Source organism: Streptomyces misionensis (assembly GCF_900104815.1).
Lineage (GTDB): Bacteria > Actinomycetota > Actinomycetes > Streptomycetales > Streptomycetaceae > Streptomyces > Streptomyces misionensis.
In genome coordinates, this window is the sequence record NZ_FNTD01000004.1 from 6,120,982 (window position 1) to 6,136,521 (window position 15,540).

The 15,540-nt window shown below is 72.2% G+C and carries 12 protein-coding genes; 4 read left to right on the forward strand and 8 right to left on the reverse strand.

Annotation, left to right across the window (positions count from 1 at the left end):
• Positions 1 to 74: 74 nt before the first annotated feature.
• On the reverse strand, positions 75 to 1,565 hold the full coding sequence (locus BLW85_RS29385; RefSeq protein ID WP_074993847.1) for an amidase: 1,491 nt from the start codon (positions 1,563 to 1,565) through the stop codon (positions 75 to 77).
• Positions 1,566 to 1,690: 125 nt separating this feature from the next.
• Here BLW85_RS29385 and BLW85_RS29390 point away from each other — a divergent pair, with 125 nt between their 5' ends.
• Entirely contained in the window at positions 1,691 to 2,317 is a 627-nt protein-coding gene (locus tag BLW85_RS29390; RefSeq protein WP_070025461.1) for a TetR/AcrR family transcriptional regulator, read from the forward strand.
• A gap of 289 nt (positions 2,318 to 2,606) precedes the next feature.
• Here the strand turns inward: BLW85_RS29390 and BLW85_RS29395 are convergent, their stop codons facing one another.
• Both BLW85_RS29395 and BLW85_RS29400 read right to left on the reverse strand, forming a co-directional pair.
• Entirely contained in the window at positions 2,607 to 3,572 is a 966-nt protein-coding gene (locus tag BLW85_RS29395) for an amidohydrolase family protein (protein ID WP_070025462.1), read from the reverse strand.
• Positions 3,572 to 4,189 (reverse strand): NAD(P)-dependent oxidoreductase, encoded by a 618-nt coding sequence (locus tag BLW85_RS29400; RefSeq protein ID WP_074993849.1) that lies wholly within the window; start codon positions 4,187 to 4,189, stop codon positions 3,572 to 3,574. Before BLW85_RS29400 ends, BLW85_RS29395 begins: the two co-directional genes overlap by 1 nt.
• A gap of 164 nt (positions 4,190 to 4,353) precedes the next feature.
• On the opposite strand from BLW85_RS29400, the gene BLW85_RS29405 reads away from it, so the two are divergent.
• On the forward strand, positions 4,354 to 5,010 hold the full coding sequence (locus BLW85_RS29405) for a TetR/AcrR family transcriptional regulator (RefSeq protein ID WP_071828565.1): 657 nt from the start codon (positions 4,354 to 4,356) through the stop codon (positions 5,008 to 5,010).
• Positions 5,011 to 5,209: 199 nt separating this feature from the next.
• Here BLW85_RS29405 and BLW85_RS29410 read toward each other — a convergent pair whose 3' ends face one another.
• The 3 genes from BLW85_RS29410 to BLW85_RS29420 all read right to left on the reverse strand — a co-directional run bounded on the left by BLW85_RS29410 (position 5,210) and on the right by BLW85_RS29420 (position 8,030).
• Positions 5,210 to 5,758, reverse strand: coding sequence for a ketopantoate reductase family protein (locus tag BLW85_RS29410; RefSeq protein ID WP_244174925.1), 549 nt, complete (start codon positions 5,756 to 5,758; stop codon positions 5,210 to 5,212).
• Between the two features lie 159 nt (positions 5,759 to 5,917).
• Entirely contained in the window at positions 5,918 to 7,447 is a 1,530-nt protein-coding gene (locus tag BLW85_RS29415; RefSeq protein WP_070025465.1) for a helix-turn-helix domain-containing protein, read from the reverse strand.
• 136 nt (positions 7,448 to 7,583) lie between these two features.
• Positions 7,584 to 8,030: an Lrp/AsnC family transcriptional regulator gene (locus BLW85_RS29420; RefSeq protein ID WP_070025466.1), complete on the reverse strand. Its 447-nt coding sequence runs from the start codon at positions 8,028 to 8,030 to the stop codon at positions 7,584 to 7,586.
• Between the two features lie 142 nt (positions 8,031 to 8,172).
• On the opposite strand from BLW85_RS29420, the gene BLW85_RS29425 reads away from it, so the two are divergent.
• Positions 8,173 to 8,646 carry a rhodanese-like domain-containing protein gene (locus BLW85_RS29425; RefSeq protein ID WP_074993851.1) on the forward strand — a complete coding sequence of 158 codons (474 nt, stop codon included), beginning with the start codon at positions 8,173 to 8,175 and terminating at the stop codon, positions 8,644 to 8,646.
• A gap of 35 nt (positions 8,647 to 8,681) precedes the next feature.
• Here the strand turns inward: BLW85_RS29425 and BLW85_RS29430 are convergent, their stop codons facing one another.
• Positions 8,682 to 9,611: a DUF4232 domain-containing protein gene (locus BLW85_RS29430; RefSeq protein WP_074993853.1), complete on the reverse strand. Its 930-nt coding sequence runs from the start codon at positions 9,609 to 9,611 to the stop codon at positions 8,682 to 8,684.
• Positions 9,612 to 9,889: 278 nt separating this feature from the next.
• On the opposite strand from BLW85_RS29430, the gene acnA reads away from it, so the two are divergent.
• Positions 9,890 to 12,607 carry an aconitate hydratase AcnA gene (gene acnA / locus BLW85_RS29435; RefSeq protein WP_070025468.1) on the forward strand — a complete coding sequence of 906 codons (2,718 nt, stop codon included), beginning with the start codon at positions 9,890 to 9,892 and terminating at the stop codon, positions 12,605 to 12,607.
• 69 nt (positions 12,608 to 12,676) lie between these two features.
• On the opposite strand, the gene BLW85_RS29440 is transcribed toward acnA, so the two are convergent.
• Positions 12,677 to 15,412 (reverse strand): SpoIIE family protein phosphatase, encoded by a 2,736-nt coding sequence (locus BLW85_RS29440; protein ID WP_079172450.1) that lies wholly within the window; start codon positions 15,410 to 15,412, stop codon positions 12,677 to 12,679.
• Between the last annotated feature and the right edge of the window lie 128 nt (positions 15,413 to 15,540).

Sequence of the window (15,540 nt, forward strand, 5' to 3'; positions counted from 1 at the left end):
TGGGCCCGTTGCCGTGTGGCCGGCCCTGCCGGTCCTCACGTTCGGGATCTCGCCGGGAACCTGGTCGTCGACGCCTACCCGGGCGTCGCCCCGGGCGCCGAGGTGCCGCTCGCGGCCTGACCCCGGTGCCGTCCCGCCCACACCGCCGGGGTCCTGCCCGACCACGGCGCGGCCCGTTCGAGCTGTCCGGCGAGGCGGAAGAGCCGGCCCTCCAGCCCGTGACCGGCCGCGAACTGCATGCCGATCGGAAGCCCCGTACCGGGGTCGGCCGTCACCGGCACGGACATCGCGGGCGTGCCCGCCACGTTGAACGCCATGGTGAACGGCGCGCGGTCGAGGACGCGGGCGATCCACCCGAGGCCGTCCAGCGCCTGCGCGCCCTCGGCCTGGGCGCCCAGCGGCGCCGGAAGCTCCGGCAGGGTCGGGGTGAGCAGGATGTCGTGGCCCTCGAAGAAACACGCCAGGCTCCGCGCGACCCGGTTGCGGATCGCGAGGGCGGCGGCGAACAGGGGGCCGCTGACCCGCTGCCCGTAGCGGTGGCCGGCCAGGCTCACCGGCTCCAGGGTCGAGGAGTCGACGGGCCGGCCGAGGGCGGCGGCCAGCCCGTCCACCGTGGCCGCCAGGTTCACCGTCATCAGCCGGGCGTTGGCCAGCACGAACTCCTCCCAGTCCACGCCGAGTTCGACCGTGACCGGCGCCACGTGGTGGCCGAGGGATTCGAGCAGCCGGGCGGTGCGGGACAGCGCGTCGGCCACGGGCGCCGTGGTGCGGCGACCGCCCCAGGCCTGGGCGAGCACACCGATGCGCAGCCGGCCCGGGTGGCGGGTGACCTCCTGCGCGTACGGGCGTGACGGCTGCCGGACGACGTAGGGATCGCCGGGCTCCGGGCCGCTGATCGCGTCGAGCAGGGCCGCGCTGTCGCGCACGGTGCGGCTGACCGCGCCCTGCACGGCCAGGCCGCTGAAGACCTCGTCGGCGTCGGGCCCCATGGAGACCCGGCCGCGGGTGGGCTTCAGCCCGAAGAGCCCGTTGCAGGCGGCGGGGATGCGCAGCGAGCCGGCGGCGTCGGTGGCGTGCGCGATCGGGACCACCCCGCCGGCGACGGCCGCGCCCGCGCCCCCGCTGGAACCGCCCGCGCTGCGCGTCGGATCCCACGGGTTGCGGGTCGCGCCGTACAGCACCGGTTCCGTCGTGATGTCGTAGGCCAGCTCCGGCGTCGCGGTGCGCCCGATGGTCACGAGGCCGGCCCGGCGCAGGCGCGCCATCAGGAAGGAGTCGGCTGGGGCGACAAGACCGGCCGCCAGCCGGCTGCCCAGCTCCGTCCGCCGGCCGGCCATGGTGACCCCGATGTCCTTGATCAGGAACGGCACCCCGGCCAGCGGTGCGCTGCCGGGCCGCGGATCGTCGTCGGCCGGCCACGTCTCCACGACGGCGTTGATCCGCGGGCCGACCGCCGCCGCGGCCTCGCGTGCGGCCGCTTCCAGTTCGGCGGGGGTCACCTCGCGCCCGGCCACCAGCTCCGCGAGCCCGACCGCGTCGTAGCTCACGTACTCGCTCACTCTCACTGTCCCTCCCCGGACAGAACGATACTCATGAGTCTCGGACGATACCGAACGGTATCGAGCGGGACGGACTGGTACCGTAGCAGGGCTGAGGAACACGCGAACCGCTCGGACGTCACGGAGTAGTCATGGCTTCGACCACCAGCAGGCCGGGCAGGGTGGCGAAACTGCCGCCCCGTGAACGCATCCTCGACGCGGCGGAAGAGCTCTTCCAGAGCGAGGGGATCCGGCGGGTCGGCGTCCAGGCGATCGCCGAGAAGGCCGAGACCACCAAGATGGCGATCTACCGGCACTTCGAGACCAAGGACGCGCTGGTCGCGGAGTGGCTGCGGATCGTCGCCGCCGACTACCAGGCGGCCTTCGACCGGGCCGAGGCCGAACACCCCGGGCAGCCCCGGGAGCAGATCCTGGCCCTGGCCCGCTTCATCGCCGACGGACTGCCCGCGATCTCACACCGGGGCTGCCCGTTCATCAACTCCATCGCCGAACTGCCCGACCGCGACCACCCCGCACGGCAGGTCATCGAGCGGCACAAGGCCCGTCAGACCCGCAGGCTGGTCGGCATGTGCGCGGAGGCCGGGCTGCCCGACCCCGAGCAGGCCGCGGCCGAGATCACTTTCGTCCTCGAAGGCGCGCAGGTCAGCGCGCAGAACGGAAGCATCGACCGGGCGGGGGAGCGGCTGATGAGGATCGTCGAGGCGATGGTGACCCGGCCCGGCTCCCCGCTCGACGCGCCCGCGCCGCCCACCGCCTGACGACCGCCCTCCGGGCCGCCTGACGACCGCCGGCTACTCGCCGCACTCGTGGGCAGCCGGATCCACCACCACGCGGTCGAGCAGATAGCACACACGCGACACGCCAATCACACCTGAGCCGTATGTCCGTATTCAGCGGCTCCGTTACGCGATGCTCACCCACAGAGGAGCGAGCGGCAGGCTGTTTCCACTGTTCAAGCAGCCTGGCGGTCGCCCTTCGGGGCGGCCGAGGATCGCAACAAGGACCGGTGCAGGCGTTCGGCAGGCGCCAGGAGCAGCCGACGGTCGGTCAGAGGCGCAGGAGGTTCCGGGCGTTGGCCGAGCCGATCCGGTGCCTGACGTCCGGCGGGAGGGTGGTCTGCTTGAGGGCGGCGACCGCGGCGCCGGTCTTCTCGTAGGGGTAGTCGACGGCGAAGAGCACCGCGTCCGGGCCGAGCACGTGGACCAGCGCCTCGATCGCGGCCGGGGCGAGGATCCCGCTGGTGGTGGCCAGCACATTGGTGCCGAAGTACTGCGAGGGGCTGCGGCGCAGCGGGGTCGGGACGGCCAGCGTGGCGTAGCGGGAGTCGAACCGGGAGAGCTGGAAGGGCAGGAACTCCCCCGCGTGGCCGAGGATCATCCGGGCCCGCGGGTGGCGGTCGAAGACTCCGGAGAGCACGATCCGCATGGCGTGCCCGCCCGTCGTGGCCTGCCAGCTCCAGAGCGCGCCGTTCATCTCCGGATGGCCGGACAGTACGTGCCAGGAATCGGCCGGCGGCATGCCCGGGTGCAGGTAGAGGGGCACGTCCAGTTCGACGAGGGTGGCCCAGACGGCGTCGAAGGCGGGGTCGTCGAGGTACTTGCCCTGGATGTGGTCGTTGACCAGGGCCCCCTTGAAGCCGAGTTCCCCCACCGCGCGCCGGAGTTCGGCGACCGCGGCGGCCGGGTCCTGGAGCGGGAGCGCGGCGAAGGCGGCGAACCGGTCGGGGTGCGTCGTGACGATCGCGGCCAGGGAGTCGTTGACGTAGCCGGCGTTCGCCACGGCGCGTTCCGGGTCGGGGTCGGCCTCGATGCCGGGGACGGTCAGGGACAGCACCTGCATGGCGATGCCGTTGGCGTCCATGTCGGGCAGGCGCAGGTCGGTGATGTCGGGCAGTCGCCGGGCCACGTCGGCGACGAAGGCGGGGTCCATCTCGTCCGGGATGGCGAACGGGGGCCGGCGGTCGGCGAGGCCCGGGATCGCGACGGCCTCCTCGATGGCGATGTAGCCCGCCATCACGCGCTCGCCACCGGGACGAGGATGCCGGCTCCAGCGGTGGGCCGCTCGGCCTCGTCCAGGATGAGCGCGGCGACGGTGGCGCGGGAGGCGTGCGGCGGCAGGAGCGGCTTGGGGTACTGCGCCAGCGGGACGTTGCGGCGGGCCGTGCTGACCTCGCCGACCCAGAGGTCGGGCGCGTGGAAGACGGTGGCGCCGCCCGCGAGGACGATCGCGTCGGCCGCTCCCTTCTCCGCCAGTTCCCTGCCGACGAACATCTTCATGACGCTCTGGTAGATCGCGCCGCCGGCGCCGGTGGAGGACCCCGAGCCCAGCGCTCCCAGCCAGAGCGTGCGGACCGGCAGCCCCGCCAGGAGCCGCGCGCCCGCCAGCAGGGTGCCTGGGCCGTCGCCCTTGCTGATGCCGAGCGCGGAGACGAGCACGTCCACGTCGCCCAGCTCCGGGAACGACTGCGGGTTGGTCACGTCGGCCCGCCGGACCTCGACCCCGCCCCGCGCGGGCTGGGCGTACTGCTGCGGACGGCGGACGAGGGCGACCACCTCGTGGCCCCGGTCGAGCGCCTGTTCCACGACCAGGCGGCCGACCCGGCCGGTCGCGCCGAGGACTGCGATGCGCATGACGACTCCATAACTGAACAGGTGTTGGTTACTTGAGTGAACACGTGTTGGTGATGGCTGTCAAGGCACTCCCCCAGAGCCGACGAGCGCGCCCGAGCAGACGAACGGGCGGGCGGCGCCGAAAGGTAGGGTGATCTTCCGTCGCCGACAGGGAGGAACCGGGAATGGGCGGTGAGGAGGCCCCGCGCCGCCGGCGCAACCCCCGCGGGCAGGGGCAGGTGCTCAGGGCCCAGCTGGTCGAGGCCGCCGCCCACCTGCTGGCCACCCTCGACCAGCCCGAGACGCTGACCCTGCGGCAGGTCGCCCGCGAGGTCGGGGTCGCGCCCGCCAGCATCTACAGCCACTTCCCCGACCTCGGCTCACTGGTCCAGCACGTGCTGCGGCTGCGGTACGCCGAGTTGGCCGGCCTGATGGACGAGGCGGCGGCGCCCGCCGCCGACCCCCTCGACGACCTCCTCGGCCGCTGCGCCGCCTATGTGCGCTGGGGGGTCGAGCATCCCGGCGAGTACCGCACGCTCTTCGGCGGCCGGATGCCGGCCGACCTCGCCCTCCTCCAGGACCAGGGTGCGGGCGAGGCGCTGCTGGGCTCCGTCATCGCCTCGCTCGCCGCCGTCCGGGAGCGCGCCGGCGAGCAGTCCCCGCCTGCGCGGCAGTGGCAGAACGGGCTGCTGCTGTGGACCGCGCTGCACGGTCTGGTCGTGCTCTACAACGACCACGGCGAGCTGCCCTGGCCGCCGCTGGACGCGCTGATCGCCGATGTCCTCGGCCTGCACACCGGAGAACCCGCGGCGGAGATCGCGGCGCGCCTCGCGGCGGGGTGATCGCCCGGGTACCGGGACCGGACTCGGAACCGGGAGTCCCGGCGGGCGAAGCGGGAGAGCAGGTGGCGGGCGTCCTCCTCGTTCAGACACGGGGCGGCTGCCGTCGTCACCGCGCTCGCCTCCCGGGCGGGCCAGTAGGCGGCCTCGGCGGCGACCTCCATCCGGCGGGCGGCCGGAGGTTTTCGCCGTCCTGGGTCGCTCAGCGGGCTCTCGCAGGGGCGCGGAGCTGTTCGGTCAGCTGCTCGAGTTCGGCCGCCATGGCAGGCGAGGGGTCGTCGAGTCCGCTGTGCGCGGCCGGCGGGCTCTTCAGGAAGCGCCGGAGCACGGCCACGAGGAGCCCTTGCGGCAGCGCCCGCAACGTGGCGAACGCGCGAGGTACCGGCGGCGTCTCCATCGCGGCCAGGTTCTGCCGCATGAGGTGGAGCATGCCGCGGACCGCGTCCGGGTCGTCGGCCAGCGCTACCGGGCCGCCCGGCGCGTGTACCGCCTGTCCGAGCGGCACCTCGAATGCGGCGTGCGTCCTGAGCCAGGCGTCCATCTGCCGCTCGGCCTTGGCGTTGATCCCGGCAGTACGGAACGTCTCCACGATCCGTTCCAGTCGCGGGGTGGTGCGGCCGTCGGGTTCGCCGATCGGCATCGCGACCCGACGGGTGATGAAACTGCTCCTGCGGTAGCGGATCACGTCGCCGTCCATCGCGCTGCGCTCCGACTTCCTGCCCCGCGCGGGCGCACGAGGCGGCGCCGTCATCGACGCGATCTTCGCGTGGCTGCGGCCGGTGAAGCCCGTGGAGCGTGGCTCGTAGCCCGCTGCGGGGCCCAACGTCCCAGAGAAGTCCCAGACATGCCGCCGCACCCCTCCCTGACCCGCCAAATGGCAGGTCAGACGGGGTGCGGCGGCATCGTCGTATCAGATGTCCCGGAAGATCTCGATCTGCGCCCCGACCGAGTTCAGGCGCTCCGCGAGGTCCTCGTAACCGCGGTTGATGACATACACGTTGCGCAGCACCGACGTGCCCTCCGCCGCCATCATCGCCAGCAGGACGACCACGGCGGGGCGCAGGGCCGGGGGGCACATCATTTCGGCGGCGCGCCAGCGGGTGGGGCCCTCGACCAGGACGCGGTGGGGGTCCAGCAACTGCAGGCGCCCGCCGAGGCGGTTGAGGTCGGTGAGGTAGATCGCGCGATTGTCGTAGACCCAGTCGTGGATGAGGGTCTGGCCGGAGGCGACCGCGGCGATGGCGGCGAAGAAGGGGACGTTGTCGATGTTCAGGCCCGGGAAGGGCATCGGGTGGATCTTGTCGATCGGCGCCTCCAGCTTGGAGGGGCGGACCGTGAGGTCGACCAGGCGGGTGCGGCCGTTGTCCGCGAAGTACTCCGGGGAGCGGTCGTGGTCCAGGCCCATCTCCTCCAGGACCGCCAGCTCGATCTCCAGGAACTCGATCGGCACGCGGCGCACGGTCAGTTCGGACTCGGTGACCACCGCGGCGGCCAGCAGGCTCATCGCCTCGACCGGGTCCTCGGAGGGGGAGTAGTCGACGTCGACGTCGATGTTCGGCACGCCGTGCACGGTCAGCGTGGTGGTGCCGATGCCCTCCACCTTCACGCCCAGCGCCTCCAGGAAGAAACACAGGTCCTGGACCATGTAGTTGGAGGAGGCGTTGCGGATGACGGTCACGCCGTCGTGCCGCGCGGCGGCCAGCAGCGCGTTCTCCGTCACGGTGTCCCCGCGCTCGGTCAGCACGATCGGGCGGTCGGGGCGGACCGTGCGGTCCACCTGCGCGTGGTACTGGTTCTCGGTCGCCGCGATCTGGAGGCCGAACCGGCGCAGTGCGATCATGTGCGGCTCGATGGTGCGGGTGCCGAGGTCGCAGCCGCCGGCGTACGGCAGCTTGAACTGGTCCATCCGGTGCAGCAGCGGGCCGAGGAACATGATGATCGAGCGGGTGCGGACGGCCGCCTCGGCGTCGATCGCCGTCATCTCCAGCTCGGCCGGCGGCACCAGTTCCAGGTCGACCCCGTCGTTGATCCAACGGGTGCGGACCCCGATGGAGTTGAGCACCTCCAGCAGGCGGTACACCTCCTCGATGCGCGCGACCCGGCGCAGCACGGTGCGGCCCTTGTTCAGCAGGGAGGCGCACAGCAGGGCGACACAGGCGTTCTTGCTCGTCTTGACGTCGATGGCGCCGGACAGCCGGCGGCCGCCGACGACCCGCAGGTGCATCGGACCGGCATAGCCCAGTGACACGATCTCGCTGTCGAGCGCCTCACCGATGCGCGCGATCATCTCAAGGCTGATGTTCTGGTTGCCGCGCTCGATGCGGTTCACCGCGCTCTGGCTGGTGCCGAGCGCCTCCGCGAGCTGCGTCTGTGTCCAGCCTCGGTGTTGCCGGGCGTCACGGATGAGCTTGCCGATGCGTACGAGGTAGTCGTCTGCCATGAGGTTGAGGTTATCTCAGATATGAGATGGCGCTCGTTGGGGGGTCCATTCGGGTGATGGCGTGTCAATGGTCTGCGGGTTCGGGCGGATACGGCAGTGGTGGGCGATTCATTACGTATTGCCGTTCGTAACGGATTTACTCGCTTACGGGGCGCCGGGGGAGCGGGGAGGAGTAGACGACGCTGGTCGTCACGGAGCCCAGACCGCCGATCCGGCCCGAAACCTCCTCCAGATGGCGCATCGAGCGTGCCGCCACCTTGATGACGAAGCAGTCGTCGCCCGTCACGTGGTGCGCCTCGAGGATCTCCGGCATCGCCTCGACCAGGTCGTGGAACGGCTTGTAATTGCCGTTCGGGTAGCGCAGCCGCACGAACGCCATGATCGTCAGCCCCACCTTGTCCGGGTCCACGACCGCCGCGTAGCCGCTGATCACCCCCGCCTCCTCCAGTCGCCGCACGCGCTCGGTGACCGCGCTGGCCGACATGGAGACGGTGCGCGCGAGGTCGGCGAAGCTGATCCGGCCGTCCCGCTGGAGGGCGTCGAGAATGCGCCAGTCGATGGCGTCCAGGGATATCGCGGTCATGGGCGAGAAATAGCACGGATTCCCCGGCCGACCTCCGTCGGGTGCCGTGGATCGTGCCTTCAGAGTGCCGGACGAGGCCCATAGATTCGGTGCCCGGACGGCGATCGAGCCGTTCGACCCGCACCAGGAGAGGACCCGAGCCGTGCCCGCGACCGTCACCAACCCCGTTCTGCGCACCGCCCCCGCCGCCCCCGCCGAAGCCGCCGCCCACTTCCGCGCGCTGCTCCGTTTCCACGCCGACGTCGCCGACGTCGCCGCCGCCCTCGGCGCCGGGGGCGACCCCGGATTCGTCCTCCTCGACTCCCGCTCCGCGCCGTCCTGGGAGCAGGGGCACATCCCCGGCGCCGTCCACCTCCCCACCGCGCTCATCCCCGAACGGGCCGCCGGCCTGCTCGACCGGTCCGTCCCCGTCGTCACCTACTGCTGGGGCCCCGGCTGCAACGGCGCCACCCGCGCCGCCCTCGCCCTCGCCGAACTCGGCTACCAGGTCAAGGAGATGCTCGGCGGATTCGAGTACTGGGTGCGCGAGGGGTTCGCCTACGACACCGCCCATGGTCCGCAGCACCCCGCCGCCGACCCCCTCACCGCCCCGGCCGCGGCCGCCTGCGGCTGCTGACGCCGCCCGGCCGCCGCCGGCCCCGGTCCCATGCCTCAGTCCAGCGCCGGCGGCCGGGCCCAGGCGCGGACGGCCAGCTTGCCGGTGGTGCCGAGGTCGAGGTGGGGCGTCACGGTCACCGGCGCGGCGCCCCGCTCCGCCCGCACCCTGACGTACGGGACGTCGACAGGGGTGCCGAACCCGGTGGTGTTGCGCCACATGAGGCCCGAGACGGCGCTGTCGCCGGGCTTCAGGACCAGCGGGCGGGCCGGCTCGTCGAACCGGGCGTCGGGGCTGACGCCCCCGCTGCCGTGCACGATCCGCACGCCCCGGACGGGCGCCAGGTCCTCGTCCAGCAGTTCGAGCAGCGGATAGCCGTCGAGCGCGTAGTCCCGCTTCCCGCAGTTCTCCAGGTGCAGGCCCACCACGCGCAGACCCATCGCGGCGTCGCCGTCGTCGGCGGTGAGCCGGACGCCGGAGGGCGGGCACTGGCCGGGGGCGGGTGGCGCCTCGGCGGCGGGCACCCGGGTCACCTGGGCGACCTTGACGCGGCTCACCCGGGAGGAGCCGGGGGCCGGCGCGCCCAGCCGGACCGTGCCGCGCCGGGTGGCGCCGGGGGCGAGGGAGCGCACCGTCTCGCGGCGGTTGCCCATGACCTCGCCGGCGTCCGTGGTGAAGTCGAACAGGATCGTGTACGTCAGTGCCCCGGTGCCGCTGTTGGTGACCTCGTAGGCGGCCGAGATCCCGGAGTCACCGGTGGCGGGGAGCGGGTCGGGGTGTACCCGGAACCGGTCGGAGGGGGTGGGGGCGGGCGTGGCGGAGGGGAGGGTGATGGAGGTGATCCGGACGCCCTCCACCGGCGGGTCGGTGACCGGGACCCCGGACGCGGGCGCGGCGGCGCCGGGGGCGCCCGCGTGTTCGGATCCGCACGCCGTGAGCAGCAGCAGCACGGCGAGGGCCGGGAGGAGTGGCGTGGCTTCGCGCATCGGCTCATCCCATCAGGGCCGCGGGCGCCGGGCCATGGTGGAAGCCACAGTTCCGGCCACGGGCGCGACAGGGCGGACGGCGGCCCGCACCCCGGCCCGGCATGACCATCCGCCACCGATGTACTAGAGTTATCTCGACATCGAGATATCTGCCGAGGCGCACCGCGGTCGCCACTCCGGTAAGGCATGCCTAACTTAGCCTGACCTCACTGGACCGGCCAAGCCGGCGTGGCGGCACGATTGACGGTGGTACGCGCACATCAATGAAGGAGACTGTCGTGTCGGCGAACAGCTTCGACGCCCGCAGCACGCTGCAGGTGGGCGACGAGTCGTACGAGATCTTCCGGCTGGACAAGGTGGAGGGCTCGGCCCGGCTGCCGTACAGCCTCAAGGTCCTGCTGGAGAACCTGCTCCGCACCGAGGACGGCGCGAACATCACCGCCGACCACATCCGCGCCCTCGGCGGCTGGGACTCCCAGGCCCAGCCCAGCCAGGAGATCCAGTTCACGCCGGCCCGCGTGATCATGCAGGACTTCACCGGCGTGCCCTGCGTCGTGGACCTCGCCACCATGCGCGAGGCCGTCAAGGAGCTGGGCGGCGACCCGGCCAAGATCAACCCGCTGGCGCCGGCCGAGCTGGTCATCGACCACTCCGTCATCGCCGACAAGTTCGGCACCAACGACGCGTTCAAGCAGAACGTCGAGCTGGAGTACGGCCGCAACAAGGAGCGCTACCAGTTCCTGCGCTGGGGCCAGACCGCCTTCGACGAGTTCAAGGTCGTCCCGCCGGGCACCGGCATCGTGCACCAGGTGAACATCGAGCACCTGGCCCGCGTCGTCATGGTCCGTGACGGCAAGGCCTACCCCGACACCCTGGTCGGCACCGACTCGCACACCACCATGGTCAACGGCCTCGGCGTGCTCGGCTGGGGCGTCGGCGGCATCGAGGCCGAGGCCGCCATGCTCGGCCAGCCGGTCTCCATGCTGATCCCGCGCGTCGTCGGCTTCAAGCTCACCGGCGAGCTCCAGCCCGGCACCACCGCCACCGACCTCGTGCTCACCATCACCGAGATGCTGCGCAAGCACGGCGTCGTCGGCAAGTTCGTGGAGTTCTACGGCGAGGGCGTGGCCGCCACCTCCCTGGCCAACCGCGCCACCATCGGCAACATGTCGCCGGAGTTCGGCTCCACCGCCGCGATCTTCCCGATCGACGACGAGACCCTCAACTACCTGCGCCTGACGGGCCGCAGCGAGCAGCAGGTCGCGCTCGTCGAGGCCTACGCCAAGGAGCAGGGCCTCTGGCTGGACCCGAAGGCCGAGCCGGACTTCTCCGAGAAGCTGGAGCTCGACCTGTCGACGGTCGTCCCCTCCATCGCCGGCCCGAAGCGCCCGCAGGACCGCATCGTCCTCGCCAACGCCGCCGAGCAGTTCAAGCAGGACGTCCGCGCGTACGTCAACGACGAGTACGAGGCCAGCAAGGAGTCCTTCCCCGGCTCCGACGCCCCGTCGACCATCCCGAACGGCACCCCCTCCAAGCCGGTCACCGTCACCGCCCCCGACGGCACCAGCTACGAGCTGGACCACGGTGCGGTCACCGTCGCGGCCATCACCTCCTGCACCAACACGTCCAACCCGTACGTCATGATCGGCGCCGCCCTGGTCGCCAAGAAGGCGGTCGAGAAGGGCCTGACCCGCAAGCCGTGGGTCAAGTCCACCCTCGCCCCGGGCTCGAAGGTCGTCACCGACTACTTCGAGAAGGCCGGCCTCACGCCGTACCTGGACAAGCTGGGCTTCAACCTGGTCGGCTACGGCTGCACCACCTGCATCGGCAACTCCGGCCCGCTGCCGGAGGAGGTCTCCAAGGCCGTCAACGACCACGACCTCGCGGTCACTTCGGTCCTCTCCGGCAACCGGAACTTCGAGGGCCGCATCAACCCCGACGTCAAGATGAACTACCTGGCGTCCCCGCCGCTGGTCGTCGCCTACTCCATCGCGGGCTCCATGAAGGTGGACATCACCCGTGACGCCCTGGGCACCGACCAGGACGGCAACCCGGTCTACCTGAAGGACATCTGGCCGACCGAGGCCGAGGTCAACGAGGTCGTCGCGGCCGCCATCGGCGAGGACATGTTCGAGAAGTCGTACTCGGACGTCTTCGCGGGCGACGCCCAGTGGCAGGCCCTCCCGGTCCCGACCGGCGACACCTTCGAGTGGGACACCGAGTCCACCTACGTCCGCAAGCCCCCGTACTTCGAGGGCATGGGCATGGAGCCGGCCCCGGTCGAGGACATCGCCGGCGCCCGCGTCCTGGCCAAGCTGGGCGACTCGGTCACCACCGACCACATCTCCCCGGCCGGCGCCATCAAGGCCGACACCCCGGCCGGCAAGTACCTCACCGAGCACGGTGTGGAGCGCCGCGACTTCAACAGCTACGGCTCCCGCCGCGGCAACCACGAGGTCATGATCCGCGGTACGTTCGCCAACATCCGCCTGCGCAACCAGATCGCGCCGGGCACCGAGGGCGGCTACACGCGTGACTTCACGCAGGACGGCGGCCCGGTCTCCTTCATCTACGACGCCTCGCAGAACTACCAGGCCGCCGGCATCCCGCTGGTCGTCCTGGCCGGCAAGGAGTACGGCTCCGGCTCGTCGCGCGACTGGGCGGCCAAGGGCACCGCGCTCCTCGGCGTCAAGGCCGTCATCGCCGAGTCGTACGAGCGCATCCACCGCTCGAACCTCATCGGCATGGGCGTCCTGCCGCTGCAGTTCCCGGAGGGTGCCTCCGCCGAGTCCCTCGGCCTGACCGGCGAGGAGACCTTCTCCATCTCCGGCGTCACCGAGCTGAACGAGGGCACCACGCCGCGCACGGTCAAGGTCACCACCGACACCGGTGTCGAGTTCGACGCGGTCGTCCGCATCGACACCCCCGGTGAGGCCGACTACTACCGCAACGGCGGCATCATGCAGTACGTGCTGCGCAACCTGATCCGCAAGTAAGCGGCAGGGCGACGCGGTCGAGGGCCGCACCCCCGGGCAGGGGGTGCGGCCCTGCGTCGTCGTCCGCGCTCACAGATCGAACGAGTCCAGCGAGTCGAGCGAGTCCAGCGAGACCTCCGGGAAACCCGGCAGCCCCTGGCGCACGGCCATCTCCGCCCAGATCACCTTCCCCTGCGGCGAGTAGCGCGTCCCCCACCGCTCGGTCATCTGCTGCACCAGGAACAGCCCCCGGCCGCCCTCGTCCGTCGTCGCGGCGTACCGCAGGTGCGGTGAGGTGCTGCTCCCGTCGGCCACCTCGATGATCAGCGCCCGGTCCCGGATCAGCCGCAGCCGGACCGGCTCGGAGCCGTACCGGATCGCGTTGGTGACCAGCTCGCTGAGCACCAGTTCCATGCCGAAGGCGGCCTCCTCCAGGCCCCACCGGGCGAGCCGGTCGGACACGGCGCGCCGCAGCCCCGACACGGCGGCCGGATCGGCGGGCACGTCCCACTCGGCCACCTGGTCCGGGGTGAACGCCCGGGTGCGCGCGATCAGCAGGGCCACGTCGTCTCTCGGGCCCTCGGGCAGCAACTCCTCCAGCACCGCCCGGCAGCCCGCCTCCGGGGACCGGTCGGGATGGCCGGCCAGTGCCCGGCGCAGCAGCTCCATGCCCTCGTCCAGGTCGCGGGCCCGGTCCTCGATCAGGCCGTCGGTGTACAGCACCAGCTGGCTGCCCTCGGCCAGCTCCAGCTCGGCCGTCCGGAACGGCAGGCCCCCGAGGCCGAGCGGCGGCCCGGCCGGCAGCTCGGGGTAGGTGACGGTGCCGTCGGGACGCACCAGGGCGGGCGCCAGGTGCCCCGCGCGGGCCATGGTGCACCGGCGGGTCACCGGATCGTAGATCGCGTACAGGCAGGTGGCGCCCACGATCTCGGCCGCGCTCCCGGTGCCGGGCTCGTCCTGGTCGATGCGGCCCACCAGGTCGTCCAGATGGCTCAGCAGCTCGTCGGGCGGCAGGTCGAGGGTGGAGAAGTTGTGCACCGCGGTCCGCAGCCGGCCCATCGTGGCGGCGGCGTGCAGCCCGTGGCCGACGACGTCGCCCACGGCCAGCGCCACCCGGCCGCCGGGCAGCGGGATGACGTCGAACCAGTCCCCGCTCACCCCGGACTGCGCGGGCAGATAGCGGTAGGCGACGTCCAGCGCGCTCTGCTCGGGCAGCGCGCGCGGCAGCAGACTGCGCTGGAGGGTGACCGCCAGGGTGTGCTCGCGGGCGTAGCGGCGGGCGTTGTCGACGCTCACCGCCGCCCGGGCCACCAGCTCCTCCGCCAGCGACAGGTCCTCCTCGTCGAAGGGGTCCCGCTTGGCCCGGTAGAAGTTGGCGATGCCCAGTACGACCCCGCGGGCCCGGATGGGGGCGGAGACCAGGGACTGGATGCCGTAGTCGAGGACGGCCTGGGTGCGCGGCGGGTCCTGGGCCCGCCAGCCCATGGCGGCGGACAGGTCGGGGACCAGCTCGGAGCGGCCGGTGTGGTAGCCGCGGGCCTGGGGCGTGGACGGCTTGAAGTGGATCAGCCGGTCCTTCTCGTACAGGGGGTGGTCCCCGCGGACGCCGTGCACGGCCAGCCGGCGCAGGGTGCCGGCGGTGGGCGCCGGTTCCTCGCCGTGCAGCACGCCGTCGTCCAGGTCCACGGTGACGAAGTCGGCGAACCGCGGTACGGCGATCCGCGCCAGCTCCTCCGCGGTGCGGCGCACGTCCAGGCTGGTGCCGACGCCCAGACCGGCGTCGTAGAGCAGTTTCAGCCGTTCCCGGGCGACCTCCGCGCGGCCGGACAGCGCTTGCAGCTCGGTGGTGTCGCGCAGGGTGACCACGGTGCCGCGGGGGCCGCCCGCGTGGTCGGTGGGCCGCTGGTTGACCGCCAGCAGCCGCTCCCCGGCGAACAGCACCTCGTCGGTGGCCTCGCGCCCGGAGGCCAGCAGCTCCACCGTCTCCGGGTCGAGTCCGGGCAGCTCGGACAGGTGCCGCCCCTCGGCGTCGGCCGGCAGCCGCAGCAGGCGCCGGCCCTCGTCGTTGACGAGCAGCAGCCGGCCGTCGGCGTCGAGGATGAGCACGCCCTCGCGCACCGAGTGCAGCACCGCGTCGTGGTGCTCGTACATCCGCGTCATCTCGTCCGGGGCCAGGCTGTGGGTCTGGCGCCGCAGCCGCCGTCCCACCAGCGCGGTTCCGCCGGTCGAGAGCACGAGCGCCCCGGCCCCGGCGCCCAGGATGATCGGTATCTGCCGGTCCACCTGGCTGTTGACGTGCGTGACCTTGAGCCCGGCGGAGACGAGGGCGGTCACCCGGCCGCGGGCGTCCTTGACGGGCACGGTGGCCTGCATCTCGTGGCCGAGCGGCCCGTTGACGCTCTCGGTGTACGTCCGGCCCGCCAGCGACGGCCCGATGTTCCCGACGAACCGCTGCCCGATCTTGCTCGGCATCGGGTGGGTGTACCGGATCCCGTGTGTGTCCATGACCACGATGAAGTCGACCCCCGCCGCCTTGCGCCCGGCCTCGGTGACCGGCTGGAGCACCTTGGACGGGTCCGGGGTCCGCAGTGCCTTAAGGACGCCGGGGGAGTGCGCGAAGGTCTGGGCGACGGCGACGGAACGGCTCCGCGCCTCCGCGAGGGTGTCCCGTTCGGACTGGAGGAACAGTGCGATCACGCCGCTGACCACCAGCAGCACCACGAGGGCCACCTGGAGCAGGAAGACCTGTCCGGCGACGCTGCGGGGGCCCTTGCCGATCAGGGAGCGCCGGCCGGGGCGCTCGGATCGAACGGAGGTGTCCGACATGCCGCATTTGTAGCACTGGAGTTCAGGGTATGGCCATGCGCCGTCCAGCACCTGGACGGGTGTCCTGGGGGCTGGTGGGGGACGCGCTGCTTCGGTCCGACCGCGTTTGAGGTATGACATAGTCGCTC